General features: G+C 70.9%; 14 protein-coding genes. 1 reads left to right on the top strand and 13 read right to left on the bottom strand.

Annotated elements, in window-relative coordinates; all coding sequences use genetic code 11:
- Nucleotides 1-50: 50 nt before the first annotated feature.
- From carB to pyrR, 6 genes are all read right to left on the bottom strand, one after another.
- Nucleotides 51-3,359, bottom strand: a complete 3,309-nt coding sequence (gene carB / locus ACFV8T_RS11995) for a carbamoyl-phosphate synthase large subunit (protein WP_385326713.1) — start codon at nucleotides 3,357-3,359, stop codon at nucleotides 51-53.
- Nucleotides 3,352-4,494: a glutamine-hydrolyzing carbamoyl-phosphate synthase small subunit gene (gene carA / locus ACFV8T_RS11990; RefSeq protein ID WP_385326711.1), complete on the bottom strand. Its 1,143-nt coding sequence runs from the start codon at nucleotides 4,492-4,494 to the stop codon at nucleotides 3,352-3,354. Before carA ends, carB begins: the two co-directional genes overlap by 8 nt.
- Nucleotides 4,491-5,069, bottom strand: coding sequence for a hypothetical protein (locus tag ACFV8T_RS11985; RefSeq protein ID WP_385326710.1), 579 nt, complete (start codon nucleotides 5,067-5,069; stop codon nucleotides 4,491-4,493). The genes carA and ACFV8T_RS11985 overlap by 4 nt, the downstream gene beginning before the upstream one ends.
- Complete coding sequence (locus ACFV8T_RS11980) at nucleotides 5,066-6,352, bottom strand: dihydroorotase (protein WP_385326708.1); 1,287 nt, start codon at nucleotides 6,350-6,352, stop codon at nucleotides 5,066-5,068. The genes ACFV8T_RS11985 and ACFV8T_RS11980 overlap by 4 nt, the downstream gene beginning before the upstream one ends.
- A 2-nt stretch (nucleotides 6,353-6,354) precedes the next feature.
- On the bottom strand, nucleotides 6,355-7,341 hold the full coding sequence (locus ACFV8T_RS11975; RefSeq protein WP_266426060.1) for an aspartate carbamoyltransferase catalytic subunit: 987 nt from the start codon (nucleotides 7,339-7,341) through the stop codon (nucleotides 6,355-6,357).
- 93 nt (nucleotides 7,342-7,434) lie between these two features.
- On the bottom strand, nucleotides 7,435-8,019 hold the full coding sequence (gene pyrR, locus ACFV8T_RS11970) for a bifunctional pyr operon transcriptional regulator/uracil phosphoribosyltransferase PyrR (RefSeq protein ID WP_266421978.1): 585 nt from the start codon (nucleotides 8,017-8,019) through the stop codon (nucleotides 7,435-7,437).
- 221 nt (nucleotides 8,020-8,240) lie between these two features.
- On the opposite strand from pyrR, the gene bldD reads away from it, so the two are divergent.
- On the top strand, nucleotides 8,241-8,741 hold the full coding sequence (gene bldD, locus ACFV8T_RS11965; RefSeq protein ID WP_014044812.1) for a transcriptional regulator BldD: 501 nt from the start codon (nucleotides 8,241-8,243) through the stop codon (nucleotides 8,739-8,741).
- Nucleotides 8,742-8,898: 157 nt separating this feature from the next.
- Here bldD and nusB read toward each other — a convergent pair whose 3' ends face one another.
- From nusB to aroC, 7 genes are all read right to left on the bottom strand, one after another.
- Nucleotides 8,899-9,330, bottom strand: coding sequence for a transcription antitermination factor NusB (gene nusB, locus ACFV8T_RS11960; RefSeq protein WP_072484538.1), 432 nt, complete (start codon nucleotides 9,328-9,330; stop codon nucleotides 8,899-8,901).
- Nucleotides 9,331-9,332: 2 nt separating this feature from the next.
- Complete coding sequence (gene efp, locus ACFV8T_RS11955; RefSeq protein WP_266363161.1) at nucleotides 9,333-9,899, bottom strand: elongation factor P; 567 nt, start codon at nucleotides 9,897-9,899, stop codon at nucleotides 9,333-9,335.
- 50 nt (nucleotides 9,900-9,949) lie between these two features.
- A complete protein-coding gene (locus tag ACFV8T_RS11950; protein WP_385326706.1) occupies nucleotides 9,950-11,056 on the bottom strand; it encodes an aminopeptidase P family protein in 1,107 nt (368 codons plus the stop codon).
- Nucleotides 11,057-11,160: 104 nt separating this feature from the next.
- Nucleotides 11,161-11,982, bottom strand: coding sequence for a Pro-rich N-terminal domain-containing protein (locus ACFV8T_RS11945; protein ID WP_385326704.1), 822 nt, complete (start codon nucleotides 11,980-11,982; stop codon nucleotides 11,161-11,163).
- 127 nt (nucleotides 11,983-12,109) lie between these two features.
- Entirely contained in the window at nucleotides 12,110-12,550 is a 441-nt protein-coding gene (gene aroQ / locus ACFV8T_RS11940) for a type II 3-dehydroquinate dehydratase (protein WP_266421965.1), read from the bottom strand.
- Nucleotides 12,547-14,193, bottom strand: coding sequence for a 3-dehydroquinate synthase (gene aroB / locus ACFV8T_RS11935; protein ID WP_385326703.1), 1,647 nt, complete (start codon nucleotides 14,191-14,193; stop codon nucleotides 12,547-12,549). The genes aroQ and aroB overlap by 4 nt, the downstream gene beginning before the upstream one ends.
- Nucleotides 14,190-15,374 carry a chorismate synthase gene (gene aroC / locus ACFV8T_RS11930; protein ID WP_385326701.1) on the bottom strand — a complete coding sequence of 395 codons (1,185 nt, stop codon included), beginning with the start codon at nucleotides 15,372-15,374 and terminating at the stop codon, nucleotides 14,190-14,192. The genes aroB and aroC overlap by 4 nt, the downstream gene beginning before the upstream one ends.
- Nucleotides 15,375-15,453: the final 79 nt, after the last annotated feature.

Below are 15,453 nucleotides of genomic sequence, written 5' to 3'. Positions count from 1 at the left end.
TGTCCTCACAGAGAGGGGGACACCGTTTCCGGTGTCCCCCTGCCGGTCTGCTAGTCGCGGGCCGCGGTCAGATGTTCCGCGTGTTCCTGGAGGGACCTGACGCCGACGCCTCCGTGGGTGAGCGCGTCGATGCCCTGGACGGCGGCGGCGAGCGCCTGGACCGTCGTCAGGCACGGCACGGACCGGGCCACGGCCGCGGTGCGGATCTCGTAGCCGTCGAGGCGGCCACCCGTTCCGTACGGCGTGTTGACGATGAGGTCGACCTCGCCGTCGTGGATCAGCTGGACGATGGTCCGCTCGCCCTGCGGGCCCACGCCCTCGGACTGCTTGCGCACGACGCGAGCGTTGATGCCGTTGCGCTTGAGGACCTCGGCGGTGCCGGAGGTGGCGAGCAGCTCGAAGCCGTGGGCGACGAGTTCGCGCGCCGGGAAGATCATCGAGCGCTTGTCGCGGTTGGCGACCGAGATGAAGGCGCGGCCCTTGGTGGGCAGCGGCCCGTAGGCGCCGGCCTGCGACTTGGCGTACGCCGTGCCGAAGACCGAGTCGATGCCCATGACCTCGCCGGTGGAGCGCATCTCCGGGCCGAGGACGGTGTCGACGCCGCGGCCGTGGATGTCGCGGAAGCGCGACCACGGCATGACGGCCTCCTTCACGGAGATCGGCGCGTCCATCGGGAGGGTGCCGCCGTCGCCGTTCGCCGGGAGCAGGCCCTCAGCGCGCAGCTCGGCGACGGTCGCGCCCAGCGAGATGCGGGCGGCGGCCTTGGCGAGCGGGACCGCGGTCGCCTTCGAGGTGAAGGGGACGGTGCGCGAGGCGCGCGGGTTGGCCTCCAGGACGTAGAGGATGTCGCCGGAGAGCGCGAACTGGATGTTGATCAGCCCGCGTACGCCGACGCCCTTGGCGATGCCCTCGGTGGAGGCCCGCAGCCGCTTGATGTCGTGGCCGCCGAGCGTGATCGGGGGCAGCGCGCAGGCGGAGTCGCCGGAGTGGATGCCGGCTTCCTCGATGTGCTCCATCACGCCGCCGAGGTAGAGCTCGGTGCCGTCGTAGAGCGCGTCGACATCGATCTCGATCGCGTCGTCGAGGAAGCGGTCGACCAGGACCGGCCGGGTGGGGCTGATCTCGGTGGACTCGGCGATGTACGAGGAGAGCCGCGTCTCGTCGTACACGATCTCCATGCCGCGGCCGCCGAGCACGTAGCTGGGGCGCACGAGGACGGGGTAGCCGATCTCGTCGGCGATGGCCTTGGCCTCGTCGAAGGTGGTGGCCGTGCCGTGCTTGGGGGCCGGGAGCCCTGCCTCGGCCAGGACGCGGCCGAAGGCGCCGCGGTCCTCGGCTGCGTGGATGGCCTCCGGGGACGTGCCGACGACCGGCACGCCGTTGTCCTTGAGCGCCTGCGACAGGCCCAGCGGGGTCTGGCCGCCGAGCTGGACGATGACGCCGGCGACCGGACCGGCGAGGGTCTCCGCGTGCACGATCTCCAGCACGTCCTCAAGCGTCAGCGGCTCGAAGTACAGGCGGTCGGAGGTGTCGTAGTCGGTGGAGACGGTCTCCGGGTTGCAGTTGACCATCACGGTCTCGTAGCCCGCGTCGCTCAGCGCGAAGGAGGCGTGGACGCAGGAGTAGTCGAACTCGATGCCCTGGCCGATGCGGTTGGGGCCGGAGCCGAGGATGATCACCGCGGGTTTGGTGCGGGACGCGACCTCGCTCTCCTCGTCGTAACTGGAGTAGAAGTACGGCGTCTTCGCGGCGAACTCGGCGGCGCAGGTGTCGACCGTCTTGTAGACCGGGCGGATACCGAGCGCGTGCCGCACCTCGCGCACGACGTCCTCGCGCAGGCTGCGGATGTCGGCGATCTGCGCGTCGGAGAAGCCGTGCCGCTTGGCCTCGGCGAGCAGCTCGGGGCCGAGCTTGTCGGCGGCGGCGAGCTCGTCTGCGATCTCCTTGATCAGGAAGAGCTGGTCGACGAACCAGGGGTCGATCTTCGTGGCGTCGAAGACCTCTTCCTGGGTGGCGCCGGCCCGGATCGCCTGCATGACGGTGTTGATCCGGCCGTCGGTCGGGCGGACCGCCTCGGCCAGCAGCTCGGCCTTGTCGCCGGGGTCACCGGTGAAGGAGAACTGCGAACCCTTCTTCTCCAGCGAGCGCAGCGCCTTCTGGAGCGCCTCGGTGAAGTTCCGGCCGATCGCCATGGCCTCGCCCACCGACTTCATGGTGGTGGTGAGGGTGGAGTCGGCGGAGGGGAACTTCTCGAAGGCGAACCGCGGGGCCTTGACGACGACGTAGTCGAGGGTCGGCTCGAAGGAGGCCGGGGTCTTCTCGGTGATGTCGTTGGGGATTTCGTCGAGCGTGTAGCCGACGGCCAGCTTGGCGGCGATCTTGGCGATCGGGAAGCCGGTGGCCTTGGAGGCGAGCGCCGAGGAGCGGGAGACGCGCGGGTTCATCTCGATCACGATGACCCTGCCGTCGGCCGGGTCGATGGCGAACTGGATGTTGCAGCCGCCGGTGTCGACGCCGACCTCGCGGATGATCGCGATGCCGATGTCGCGCAGCCGCTGGTACTCGCGGTCGGTGAGCGTCATCGCCGGGGCGACGGTGATCGAGTCGCCCGTGTGGACGCCCATCGGGTCGAAGTTCTCGATGGAGCAGACGACCACGACGTTGTCGTTCTTGTCGCGCATCAGCTCCAGCTCGTACTCCTTCCAGCCGAGGATGGACTCCTCCAGGAGCACCTCGGTGGTCGGCGAGAGCGTGAGGCCCTGTCCGGCGATCCGGCGCAGCTCGTCCTCGTCGTGCGCGAAGCCGGAGCCGGCGCCGCCCATGGTGAAGGACGGGCGGACGACGACGGGGTAGCCGCCGAGGGTGTCGACGCCCTTGATGACGTCGTCCATGGAGTGGCAGATGACCGAGCGGGCGGACTCGCCGTAGCCGATCTTCGCCTTGACGGCCTCGACGACGCCCTTGAAGAGGTCGCGGTCCTCGCCCTTGTTGATGGCCTCGACGTTGGCGCCGATGAGCTCGACGCCGTACTTCTCCAGGACACCGTTCTCGTGCATGGAGATCGCGGTGTTGAGCGCGGTCTGGCCGCCCAGGGTCGGGAGCAGCGCGTCGGGGCGCTCCTTGGCGATGATCTTCTCGACGAACTCGGGGGTGATCGGCTCGACGTACGTGGCGTCGGCGATCTCCGGGTCGGTCATGATCGTCGCCGGGTTGGAGTTCACCAGGATGACGCGCAGGCCCTCGGCCTTGAGGACGCGGCAGGCCTGGGTTCCGGAGTAGTCGAACTCGGCGGCCTGGCCGATGACGATCGGGCCGGAGCCGATGACCAGGACGGACTGGATATCGGAGCGCTTAGGCACGCTGGCCCTCCATCAGGGAGACGAAACGGTCGAAGAGGTACGCGGCGTCGTGCGGGCCCGCGGCTGCTTCGGGGTGGTACTGGACGCTGAAGGCCGGCTGGTCGAGGAGCTGGAGCCCCTCGACGACCTGGTCGTTCAGGCAGACGTGGGACACCTCGGCGCGGCCGAACTTCGTCTCGGACACCTTGTCGAGCGGGGCGTCGACGGCGAAGCCGTGGTTGTGCGCGGTGACCTCGACCTTGCCGGTCGTACGGTCCTGCACGGGCTGGTTGATGCCGCGGTGGCCGTACTTCAGCTTGTAGGTGCCGAAGCCGAGGGCACGGCCCAGGATCTGGTTGCCGAAGCAGATGCCGAAGAGCGGGGTCTTCCGCTCCAGGACGCCCTGCATGACGGAGACCGGGTGGTCGGCGGTGGCCGGGTCACCGGGGCCGTTGGAGAAGAACACGCCGTCGGGCTCGACCGCGTACACCTCCTCCAGGGTGGCGGAGGCGGGCAGTACGTGCACCTCGATGCCGCGCTCGGCCATCCGGTGCGGGGTCATGCCCTTGATGCCGAGGTCGATCGCGGCGACGGTGAACTTCTTGGTGCCGATCGCGGGGACGACGTACGTCTCCTTGGTGGCGACCTCGGCGGAGAGGTCGGCGCCCACCATCTCGGGGGCCTGCTGGACGCGGGCCAGCAGCGTGGCCTCGTCGGCGACGGCGTCGCCGGAGAAGACGCCGACGCGCATGGCGCCGCGCTCGCGCAGGTGGCGGGTGAGCGCGCGGGTGTCGATGCCGCTGATGCCGACGACGCCCTGGCGTTCCAGCTCCTCGTCCAGCGAGCGCCGGGAGCGCCAGTTGGAGGGCACCCGGGCGGGGTCGCGGACGACGTAACCGGAGACCCAGATCCGTCCGGACTCGGGGTCCTCGTCGTTCACCCCGGTGTTCCCGACGTGCGGGGCGGTCATCACGACGACCTGGCGGTGGTACGAGGGGTCGGTCAGCGTCTCCTGGTAGCCGGTCATACCGGTGGAGAAAACCGCCTCGCCGAAGGTCTCCCCCACGGCCCCGTAGGCGCGGCCGCGGAAGGCGCGGCCGTCCTCCAGGACGAGTACGGCGGGAGCTTTGGCGGCTCCCCGGGTGGAGATCGTCATCGTGCGGTGCCTTCCGTAGTTCTGGTGAGTTGGTCGATGGCCTCGACCCAGGCCGGGTGCTCGGCCGAGCGGTCGGAGCGGAAGCCGGAGTCGATCAGCTTGTCGCCGTGCGCCCAGGTGATGATCAGCAGGCCGCCCTCGGGGAGGACCTTGCCGGCGATGCCCTTGTCGAGCCGGGCCTCGCGCAGTGCGGCGGCCGGCACGAAGAAGTCGGCCGCCCCGGGGCGTACGACGTCGAGGCCCTCACCGGTCAGGGTGAGCTCGACGCGGCTGCGGGTGCCGAGGCCGTGGGCGACGATCCGGTCGAGCCACTGCCCGGCGGTGGTCGAGGCGTGGTACCGGCCGGTCAGCGTGAGCAGCTTCTCGCCGTCCGCGAACCCTTCGGGGGTGGAGTCGAGTTCCGGCAGGTCGGACTGGAGGCTGCCCCGCCACTTCCATCCCTGGCGCATCAGCCAGTAGACGAAGGCGATCAGGACGAGCAGTCCGACGACCCAGCTGATCCGGGCGGACCAGTCGGTCACCTCGGCCGACTTCTGCTCGGCAGCGAGCTGGTACAGGGGGATGAGTGATGTCACGCGAGCTTCCCGTCGACGACCGTTGCACGGCCCCGCAGGAAGGTGTGGGTGACTCGGCCCGGCAGCTCGCGCCCCTCGTACGGAGTGTTGCGGCTGCGGGAGGCGAAGCCCGCGGGGTCCACGACACCACGGTAAGCCGGATCGACCAGGGTGAGGTTGGCGGGTTCGCCCGCCGAGACCGGCCGGCCGTGTCCGTCGAGGCGGCCGATGGCGGCCGGGCGGAACGACATCCGGTCGGCGACCCCCGCCCAGTCGATCAGTCCGGTGTCGACCATCGTCTGCTGGACCACGGACAGAGCGGTCTCCAGGCCCACCATGCCCATGGCGGCGGCGGCCCACTCGCAGTCCTTGTCCTCGTGCGGGTGCGGGGCGTGGTCGGTGGCGACGCAGTCGATGGTGCCGTCGGCCAGCGCCTCGCGCAGGGCCATGACGTCGGCCTCGGTGCGCAGCGGCGGGTTCACCTTGTAGACCGGGTCGTAGGACCGTACGAGCTCGTCGGTGAGGAGCAGGTGGTGCGGGGTGACCTCGGCGGTGACGCTCCAGCCCTTGGACTTGGCCCAGCGGACGATCTCGACGGAACCGGCGGTCGACAGGTGGCAGATGTGCACCCGGGAGCCGACGTGGGCGGCGAGCAGGACGTCGCGGGCGATGATCGACTCCTCGGCGACGGCGGGCCAGCCGCCGAGACCGAGTTCGGCGGAGACGACGCCCTCGTTCATCTGGGCGCCCTCGGTGAGGCGTGGCTCCTGGGCGTGCTGGGCGACGACGCCGTCGAAGGCCTTCACGTACTCCAGCGCGCGGCGCATGATCACCGCGTCGTCGACGCACTTGCCGTCGTCGGAGAAGACCTTCACTCCGGCGGCCGAATCGTGCATGGCGCCGAGTTCGGCGAGCTTCTTGCCGTCCAGGCCAACCGTGACGGCGCCGATCGGCTGCACGTCGCAGTAGCCGGACTCCTTGCCGAGCCGCCAGACCTGCTCCACCACTCCGGCGGTGTCGGCGACCGGGAAGGTGTTGGCCATGGCGTGGACGGCGGTGAAGCCGCCGACGGCCGCCGCCTTCGTCCCGGTGAGGACGGTCTCGGAGTCCTCGCGGCCGGGCTCACGCAGGTGGGTGTGGAGGTCGACCAGGCCGGGCAGCAGGATCCGGCCCTCGGCCTCGACGACGGTCGCGTCACCGGCGTCGAGGCCGGTGCCGACCGCGGCGATGGTCTCGCCGTCGATGAGGACGTCCTGGGGTTCGCCGCCGAGGATCTTCGCGCCGCGGATAAGGATCTTGCTCATGGTTACTTGTTCTCCTCGGTACGGGACGGGGCGGCAGGGGCGGCGGATTCGTACCCGCCCAGCAGCAGGTACAGGACGGCCATGCGGATCGAGACGCCGTTGGCGACCTGCTCGACGGCCGTGCACCGGTCGGAGTCGGCGACCTCGGCGGTGATCTCCATGCCGCGCACCATCGGGCCGGGGTGCATGACGACGGCGTGGCCGGGCATCTTCGCCATCCGGTCGCCGTCCAGGCCGTAGCGGCGGGAGTACTCGCGCTCGGTCGGGAAGTACGCGGCGTTCATCCGTTCACGCTGCACACGCAGCATCATCACCGCGTCGGACTTCGGCAGCACCTCGTCGAGGCCGTAGCTGACGTCGCACGGCCACTGCTCGACACCGACCGGGACGAGGGTCGGCGGGGCCACGAGGGTGACATGGGCGCCGAGGGTGTGCAGCAGGTGCACGTTGGAGCGGGCGACCCGGCTGTGCAGGATGTCGCCGACGATCGTGATCCGGCGGCCTTCGAGGTCCCGGCCGAGACCGGCATCGGCCCCGACCAGCCTGCGCCGCATGGTGAAGGCGTCCAGGAGGGCCTGGGTGGGGTGCTCGTGGGTGCCGTCACCGGCGTTGACCACGGCGCCGTCGATCCAGCCGGAGGTGGCGAGGCGGTACGGGGCGCCGGAGGCGCCGTGCCGGATGACGACGGCGTCGGCGCCCATCGCCTCCAGGGTCAGCGCGGTGTCCTTGAGCGACTCGCCCTTGGAGACGGACGAGCCCTTCGCGGAGAAGTTGATGACATCGGCGGACAGGCGCTTGGCGGCGGCCTCGAAGGAGATGCGGGTACGCGTCGAGTCCTCGAAGAAGAGGTTGACGACGGTACGGCCGCGCAGGGTGGGGAGCTTCTTGATCGGCCGGTCCGCGACCCTGGCCATCTCCTCGGCGGTGTCGAGGATCAGGACGGCGTCGTCGCGGGTGAGATCGGCGGCCGAGATGAGGTGGCGCTTCATCTGGGTGTTCTCCGGGTTGCTGGAGGATTCAGGCATGCGGGCGTGCAGAAGCGGCCGTACGGGCTCGCGTCGGGCCGTACGGGTGTGGTGCGGCTACTGCTCGCCCGCCGGGGCGGTCCGCTCGACACCGAGCAGCACGGCGTCCCGGCCGTCCTCCTCGGCGAGCTGGACCTTGACCGTCTCCCGCAGCGACGTGGGGAGGTTCTTGCCGACGTAGTCGGCACGGATCGGGAGTTCGCGGTGACCGCGGTCGACGAGGACCGCGAGCTGCACCGCGCGGGGCCGGCCGATGTCGCCCAGGGCGTCGAGCGCGGCACGGATGGTGCGTCCCGAGAAGAGGACGTCGTCGACGAGGACGACCAGGCGGCCCTCGATGCCCTCGCCGGGGATCTCGGTGCGGGCCAGGGCGCGCGCCGGGCGCAGCCGCAGGTCGTCGCGGTACATGGTGATGTCGAGGGAGCCGACCGGCATCTTCCCGCCGGTGATCTCTTCGAGTTTTTCGGCGAGCCGACGGGCGAGGAACACGCCTCGCGTCGGAATGCCCAGGAGCACCACGTCGTCGGCACCCTTGGCGCGTTCGACGATCTCGTGGGCGATCCGGGTCAGTACCCGGGCGATGTCGGGAGCCTCCAGAACGGGGCGTGCCGCATTGCCGGGGGCTTCGTGCTGTGCGTCCATAAGAAACGGACCTCCTTCTCCGCCTCACGGGACGGACCTTAAAGGACGTCGAAATTGCGTCATCCACGTTACCAGGGCTTGCGTCGGCCCCTGATCGCACCCCCGGGTGGTGCCGGTCCGGACCATTCGGCTTGACGCATCCAAGTAACGCTGCGTAACCTCACAGTGAGTTACCAGCAACGCGGCGGAGCCGCGAAATGTCCCAGCGTCCGGGGAGCCTTATGTCCAGCGAATACGCAAAACAGCTCGGGGCCAAACTCCGTGCCATCCGCACCCAGCAGGGCCTCTCCCTCCATGGCGTGGAGGAGAAGTCCCAGGGCCGCTGGAAGGCCGTTGTCGTCGGTTCGTACGAGCGCGGCGACCGCGCCGTGACCGTGCAGCGCCTCGCTGAGCTCGCGGACTTCTACGGGGTCCCGGTGCAGGAGCTGCTGCCCGGTACGACGCCCGGAGGAGCCGCCGAGCCGCCGCCGAAGCTGGTCCTGGACCTGGAGCGTCTCGCCCACGTCCCGCCGGAGAAGGCCGGTCCGCTGCAGCGCTACGCGGCGACGATCCAGAGCCAGCGCGGTGACTACAACGGCAAGGTGCTCTCGATCCGCCAGGACGACCTGCGCACACTGGCCGTGATCTACGACCAGTCGCCGTCCGTGCTCACGGAGCAGCTGATCAGCTGGGGTGTGCTGGACGCGGACGCGCGTCGCGCCGTGGCCCACGAAGAGGGCTGACGCCCCACTGAAGAAACGTACCGCCGTGTTCGGCGCGGGTTCACTCCTTCGGGTGCCCGCGCCGGCACGGCTTTTTCGTGCGCGACAGTCCGCCGCACGCCGAAGGGCCCACGGTCGGCCGACCGTGGGCCCTTCGTTGGCTGAACGCCGCCGGAGGCTACTGCTCCCGGCGGAGGTTCGGCTTGAGGTCCTTGAAGCGGGCCAGCAGCCCGTTCACGAAGGACGGGGAGTCGTCGGTGGAGAACTCCTTGGCGAGCTGGACCGCCTCGTCGATCACCACCGCGTCCGGGGTGCCGTCCACCCAGATCAGCTCGTACGCACCGAGCCGCAGGATGTTCCGGTCGACGACCGGCATACGGTCGATCTCCCAGTCCACCGCGTAGGTCACGATGAGGTCGTCGATCCGGTCCGCGTACTGCGCGTACCCCTCGACGAGCTCCATCGTGTACTCGGTGACCGGCGGCTGACGGTTGTCGGCCCGCGAGTGCCGCACCCAGTCCGCGAGGACCGTCTGCACGGACTCGCCGCGCTGGTCGGCCTCGAAGAGGATCTGGAAGGCGCGCTTGCGGGCCTTGTTCCGGGCAGCCACGGTTAGCTGTTCACCCGGCCGAGGTAGTCGCCCGTGCGGGTGTCGACCTTGATCTTCTCACCCGTGGTGATGAAGAGCGGGACGCCGATCTCGTAGTCGGTCTCCAGCGTGGCGGGCTTGGTGCCACCGGTGGAGCGGTCGCCCTGGACGCCCGGGTCGGTGTGCTTGACGGTCAGCTCGACGGCGGCGGGCAGCTCGACGTAGAGCACCTCGCCCTCGTGCTGGGCGACGGAGGCGGTGAAGCCCTCGATCAGGAAGTTGGCGGCGTTGCCGACGGCCTTGCGGTCGACCATGAGCTGGTCGTAGGTGTCCATGTCCATGAAGACGAAGTACTCGCCGTCCATGTACGAGAACTGCATGTCGCGACGGTCGATGGTGGCCGTTTCGACCTTCACGCCGGCGTTGAACGTCTTGTCGACGACCTTGCCGGAGAGCACGTTCTTGAGCTTGGTGCGCACGAAGGCCGGGCCCTTGCCGGGCTTGACGTGCTGGAACTCGACGACGGACCAGAGCTGGCCTCCGTCGAGCTTGAGCACCAGGCCGTTCTTGAGGTCGTTCGTGGAAGCCACGGTTGCGGAATCTCCTGGACTGAAGCTGGTGGAACGACCGAGGATGCGCGCTAGAGCGCGAGCAGCTCCTTGGTCGTAATGGTGAGTAGCTCGGGTCCGCCGTCCGCCTCGGGGCGCACGACGAGCGTGTCATCGATCCGGACCCCGCCCCGGCCCGGGAGGTGGACCCCCGGTTCGACGGTGACCGGCACACAAGCGTCCAGTTTACCCATGGCCGCAGGTGCCAACTGCGGGTCCTCGTCGATTTCCAGTCCCACCCCGTGCCCGGTCCAGGGTGCCAGGCCCCCGCCGTGCCCCGCGGAGTCCAGGAGATACCGGGCCGCGCGGTCCACGTCGCGGTAGGCGGCGCCCGGCACCAGGGCCTCGCGCCCGGCCCGCTGAGCGGCGAAAACCAGGTCGTAGAGCTCGATCTGCCAGTCGGCGGGCGTCGTCCCGATGACGAACGTACGGCCGATCTCGCAGCGGTAGCCGCGATAGTTCGCGCCCAGGCAGACGGAGAGAAAATCTCCCTCCTCGACCCTGCGGTCCGAGGGGCGGTGGCGGCCCTGGCCGGAGTTCGGTCCGGTGGCGACGGAGGTGGCGAAGGCGGGGCCGTCGGCGCCGTGGTCCACCAGACGGCGCTCCAGCTCCAGGGCGAGATGCCGTTCGGTGCGGCCCACCAGGATGGATTCGAGGAGTTCGCCCAGGGCCTGGTCGGTGATCTCGGCGGCGATCCGGAGACAGGCGATCTCCTCCTCGTCCTTGACCACCCGCAGCTGTTCGACGGTGGCACCGAGATCGGCCAGCCGGAGCCGCGGGGCCACCGAGCCCATGGCCCGGTGACGGGAGACCGTCAGATGGTGCTCCTCGACGGCGAGGGACTCCGCGCCCGAGGAGGTGGCCAGATCGGCGGCCGCGACCACCGGATCGCCGTCGGAGACCGGCAGCAGGGACACCCGCAGCCGGTCGTCGGTGCGCCCGTCGGCGGGATCGCCGCTCGGGGCACGGGGGGAGAGCAGGACGTCACCACCGGGTCCGAGCAGCAGCACGGCCCCCGGGGGCGCCCCGCCCGCGAGATAGCGGACATTGGCGGGGCGGGAGACCAGGGCTGCCGCGGATCCGACGGCGGCGCACCGGTCGCGGAGCAGCCCGCGGCGGACGGCGTACACCTCTGACATGTCACGAGCCTACGAGCGGTTGCACGGGCCTGCTCGGTCAGCGCATCCGACCGGGGGGCGGCCGCCGGTCCCGTCGCCGGGCCGGAGCACCGCCCGGTGGCGGTTCACCAGGCCGGGGGGCTGGCTATGGAGCGGGCGAGTATGTCGTCCAGGACGCGGGCGGTGGTCTCCACGTCGTACGTCGAGTTGTCGATGATCGGCAGTCCGGAGCCGTACCAGCCGGCCATCCTGCCGTGGATCCGGGCGACCTCCTCGTCCGAGAGGCGGCGGTTCCCGCTGCGGGCGGCGTTGCGCTCCAGCACGATCTCCAGGCCGGGCAGCAGGACGACGGGCAGGAGCCCGGGGCCGACATGGCGCTTCCAGCCGCCGAGGCCGACGACCGGCCGGTCGGGGAAGACGGCGTCGTCGAGGATGCAGGAGATGCCGTTGGCAAGGAAATTGCGGGCGGCGAAGCCGCAGGTGCGGCGGGCGAGGCGGTACTGCGCCTCGGAGTGGTCGTTCCATCCGGCCTGCGGGTCGGCGAAACCGGAGCAGACCCATTCGCGGACGTCGTCGAGGCTGACATGGGCGGTGGGCACCCGGCGGCGGCTGGCCCAGAGCTTGGCCACGGTGGTCTTGCCGGCGCCCGCGGGGCCGATCAGGAGGACGGCGAGGGTCGCGCTGCCGGTCCCGGGCTCGGCGGCCGGCGCGGGCAGCGGGACGGGGCCGCCGGGCGGCAGCCGGACGTGTCCCGTGGTCTCCCTGGCGGGAGGCCCCGGAGCATGGTGCGGGGCCGGCCCGTTCCACCCGCCCGGCGTGGGAGGGGTGGTGGGCGGCGGCCCCGGCGGACCGGGGTGGCCGGGGTGCTGGGCCTGGTGCGTCCAGCCGACAGGTCCGTTTCCGGGGCCCTGGGGCGGCGGCAGCGGGGCCCCCACTGCGTGCTGCATCCGGTGCCACTCCGTCTCGTACAGGCAACTGGCGCTGGTGGAACGGCAACCGTACCGTCCCCGGCCGCCGCTGGGACAACGGTCGGGGACGCGCCACGGTGCCCGGCCGGCCGGGGAATCCGGTCCGTCAGTCGGTCAGCTCGTCCGCGAGGGCGCGCAGGGCGAGGCGGTAGGAGCCGATGCCGAATCCGGCCACGGTCCCCGTGGCGACCGGTGCGACCACGGAGTTGTGGCGGAATTCCTCCCGCGCGTACGGGTTCGAGATGTGCACCTCGATCAGCGGGGCGGTGCGCTGGGCCGCCGCATCCCGCATCCCGTACGAGTAGTGGGTGAAGGCGCCCGGGTTGAGAACGACCGGAATTGAACCGTCCGCGGCCTCGTGGAGCCAGCGGATCAGTTCGCCCTCGTCGTTGGTCTCGCGGACGTCGACGTCGAAGCCGAGCTCCTTGCCGAGTGCCCGGCAGGCGTCGACGAGTCCGGCGTAGGACGTGGCACCGTACACGTCCGGCTCGCGGGAGCCGAGCCGGCCGAGGTTCGGGCCGTTGAGGACGAGCACCCGGCGGGTCACGCCGACACCTCCCCGTAGGCCGCGAGCAGCACGGCCGGGTCGGGTCCTTCCAGGACGGTGGGCTTGCCGAGGCCGTCGAGGACGATGAAGCGCAGCAGGTCGCCGCGGGACTTCTTGTCGACCTTCATGTTCTCCAGCAGCTTGGGCCACTGGTCTCCGCGGTAGGTGAGCGGCAGTCCGACGGACTCCAGGACGGCGCGGTGCCGGTCGGCGGTGGCGTCGTCGAGGCGTCCGGCCAGCCGGCCCAGCTCGGCGGCGAAGACCATGCCCACCGAGACGGCCGCGCCGTGCCGCCACTTGTAGCGCTCGTTCTTCTCGATGGCGTGGGCCAGGGTGTGGCCGTAGTTGAGGATCTCGCGCAGTCCGGATTCCTTCAGGTCGCTGGAGACGACCTCGGCCTTGACCCTGATGGCGCGTTCGATCAGCTCGGCGGTGTGCGGTCCGGCGGGCGTACGGGCGCCTTCCGGGTCCGCCTCGACGAGGTCGAGGATCGCCGGGTCGGCGATGAAACCGGCCTTGATGACCTCGGCCATGCCGCTGACGTAGTCGTGCACGGGCAGCGAGTCCAGTGCGGCGAGGTCGCAGAGGACCCCGGCCGGCGGGTGGAAGGCGCCGACGAGGTTCTTGCCCTCGGCGGTGTTGATGCCGGTCTTGCCGCCGACGGCCGCGTCGACCATGCCGAGCACGGTCGTCGGCACGGCGATCCAGCGCACTCCGCGCAGCCAGCTCGCCGCGACGAATCCGGCCACGTCGGTGGTGGCTCCGCCACCGACGCCGACGATCACATCGGTGCGGGTGAAGCCGGTCTGGCCGAGCGCCTTCCAGCAGTACGCCGCGACCTCGACGGTCTTGGCCTCCTCGGCGTTCGGCAGCTGGATCGCGATGGCCTCGTAGCCCTGCCCGGCGAGGTCCTGGCGGACCGCCTCACCGGTCTCGGCGAGCGCCTCGGGGTGCAGCACCGCGACGCGCTTGGCACGGTCGCCGATGAGCGCGGGCAGCTCGCCCAGCAGCTGCCGGCCGACCAGCACCTCGTACGGGTCGGTGCCGGCGCTGCCGGCGATCGGGATACGGGTGGGGCCCTGCTCTGACATACGTGTGTTCTCCCGGCCGGAGGTGACGGGGTCGCCCGTGCGCTCCGGCAGTTCCAGTGCGTCGAGGACCGCCTGGGCGACCTCTTCGGGGGTGCGCTCGTCGGTGGCGACGCTCACCCGGGCCACCTCGGTGTACAGGTGGCGGCGGGCGTCCATCAGCTCGCGCCACTGCCGGCGCGGGTTGACGGCGAGCAGCGGGCGGGCGGTGTTCAGCCCGACCCGCTTCACGGCCTCCTCGACGTCCATCGAGAGATAGACGACGCGGTGGCCGGCGAGCAGGGCGCGGGTCGTGTCGTCGAGCACGGCGCCGCCGCCGAGGGAGAGGACGCCCGTGTGTTCGGCGACGGCGGTGTGCACCGCCTGCCGCTCCAGCTCCCGGAAGTGCTCCTCGCCCTCGTCGTAGAAGATCTCCGGGATCGGCTTGCCGGCCGTGGCCACGACGTCCGCGTCGGTGTCCCGGTAGGTGGTGCCGAGCCGGTCGGCGAGCAGCTCACCGACCGTGGACTTGCCGACGCCCATCGGGCCGACGAGGACGATCAGCGGGCCGCTCATCGGATCTGGAGGTGGTCGAGGTACGACTGCACGTTGCGGTGGGTCTCGGCGACGCTGTCGCCGCCGAACTTCTCCGCGACGGCGTCGGCCAGGACCAGGGCGACCATCGCCTCGGCCACGATGCCGGCGGCCGGAACGGCACAGACATCGGAGCGCTGGTGGTGGGCCTTGGCGGGTTCGCCGGTGACGACGTCCACGGTGGCGAGGGCGCGCGGCACGGTGGCGATGGGCTTCATCGCGGCACGGACCCGCAGCAGCTCGCCGGTGGTCAGACCGCCCTCGGTGCCGCCGGAGCGACCGGAGGCGCGCTTGATGCCGTCCTCGGTGACCAGGATCTCGTCGTGCGCCTTGGAGCCGGGGACCCGGGCCAGGTCGAAGCCGTCGCCGACCTCGACCCCCTTGATGGCCTGGATGCCCATCAGGGCCGCGGCGAGCCGGGCGTCGAGCCGGCGGTCCCAGTGGACGTGCGAGCCCAGGCCGACGGGCACCCCGTACGCCAGCACCTCGACGACGCCGCCGAGGGTGTCGCCGTCCTTGTGGGCCTGGTCGATCTCCGCGACCATCGCCTTGCTCGCGTCGGCGTCCAGGCAGCGCACCGGGTCGGCGTCGAGCTTCTCGACATCGGCGGGCGTGGGGTAGACGCCGTAGGGCGCCTTGGCCGCGGCCAGCTCGACGACATGGCTGACGATCTCGATGCCGGCGGTCTCCTTGAGGTACGACCGGGCGACGGCGCCGAGCGCGACGCGGGCCGCCGTCTCCCGGGCGCTGGCGCGCTCCAGGATCGGCCGGGCCTCGTCGAAGCCGTACTTCTGCATGCCCGCGAGGTCGGCGTGGCCGGGCCTCGGGCGGGTCAGCGGGGCGTTGCGGGCCAGCGCGGCCAGCTCGTCGGGGTCGACCGGGTCGGCCGACATGACCTGCTCCCACTTGGGCCACTCGGTGTTGCCCACCATCACGGCGACCGGGGAGCCCATGGTGAGACCGTGCCGCACCCCGCCGAGGAAGGTGACCTCGTCCTTCTCGAACTTCATCCGCGCACCGCGGCCATACCCGAGCCGCCGCCGGGCGAGTGCGTCCGCCACCATCTCCGTGGTGATCGGGACGCCGGCGGGAAGACCCTCCAGCGTCGCCACGAGTGCGGGGCCGTGCGACTCCCCCGCGGTCAGCCAGCGCAACCTGCTCAACGGTGCTCCTCATGCTCGCGCCTGGAACTGCAACGGCGCGACCGGGTGCGCGGCCCTGGCCCGCCACCTCTGATCCTCC

This window comes from Streptomyces sp. NPDC059832 (assembly GCF_042731715.1).
In the GTDB taxonomy this organism is placed as follows: domain Bacteria; phylum Actinomycetota; class Actinomycetes; order Streptomycetales; family Streptomycetaceae; genus Streptomyces.
This window is presented reverse-complemented; position numbering and strand designations above follow the sequence as displayed.

Excerpts from the sequence above, each read along its gene's own strand:
- carA (WP_385326711.1), bottom strand. The coding sequence starts at position 4,494 with ATGACGATCTCCACCCGGGGAGCCGCCAAAGCTCCCGCCGTACTCGTC.
- ACFV8T_RS11980 (WP_385326708.1), bottom strand. The coding sequence starts at position 6,352 with ATGAGCAAGATCCTTATCCGCGGCGCGAAGATCCTCGGCGGCGAACCC.
- ACFV8T_RS11975 (WP_266426060.1), bottom strand. The coding sequence starts at position 7,341 with ATGAAGCGCCACCTCATCTCGGCCGCCGATCTCACCCGCGACGACGCC.
- pyrR (WP_266421978.1), bottom strand. The coding sequence starts at position 8,019 with ATGGACGCACAGCACGAAGCCCCCGGCAATGCGGCACGCCCCGTTCTG.
- bldD (WP_014044812.1), top strand. The coding sequence starts at position 8,241 with ATGTCCAGCGAATACGCAAAACAGCTCGGGGCCAAACTCCGTGCCATC.
- ACFV8T_RS11950 (WP_385326706.1), bottom strand. The coding sequence starts at position 11,056 with ATGTCAGAGGTGTACGCCGTCCGCCGCGGGCTGCTCCGCGACCGGTGC.
- ACFV8T_RS11945 (WP_385326704.1), bottom strand. The coding sequence starts at position 11,982 with ATGCAGCACGCAGTGGGGGCCCCGCTGCCGCCGCCCCAGGGCCCCGGA.
- aroB (WP_385326703.1), bottom strand. The coding sequence starts at position 14,193 with ATGAGCGGCCCGCTGATCGTCCTCGTCGGCCCGATGGGCGTCGGCAAG.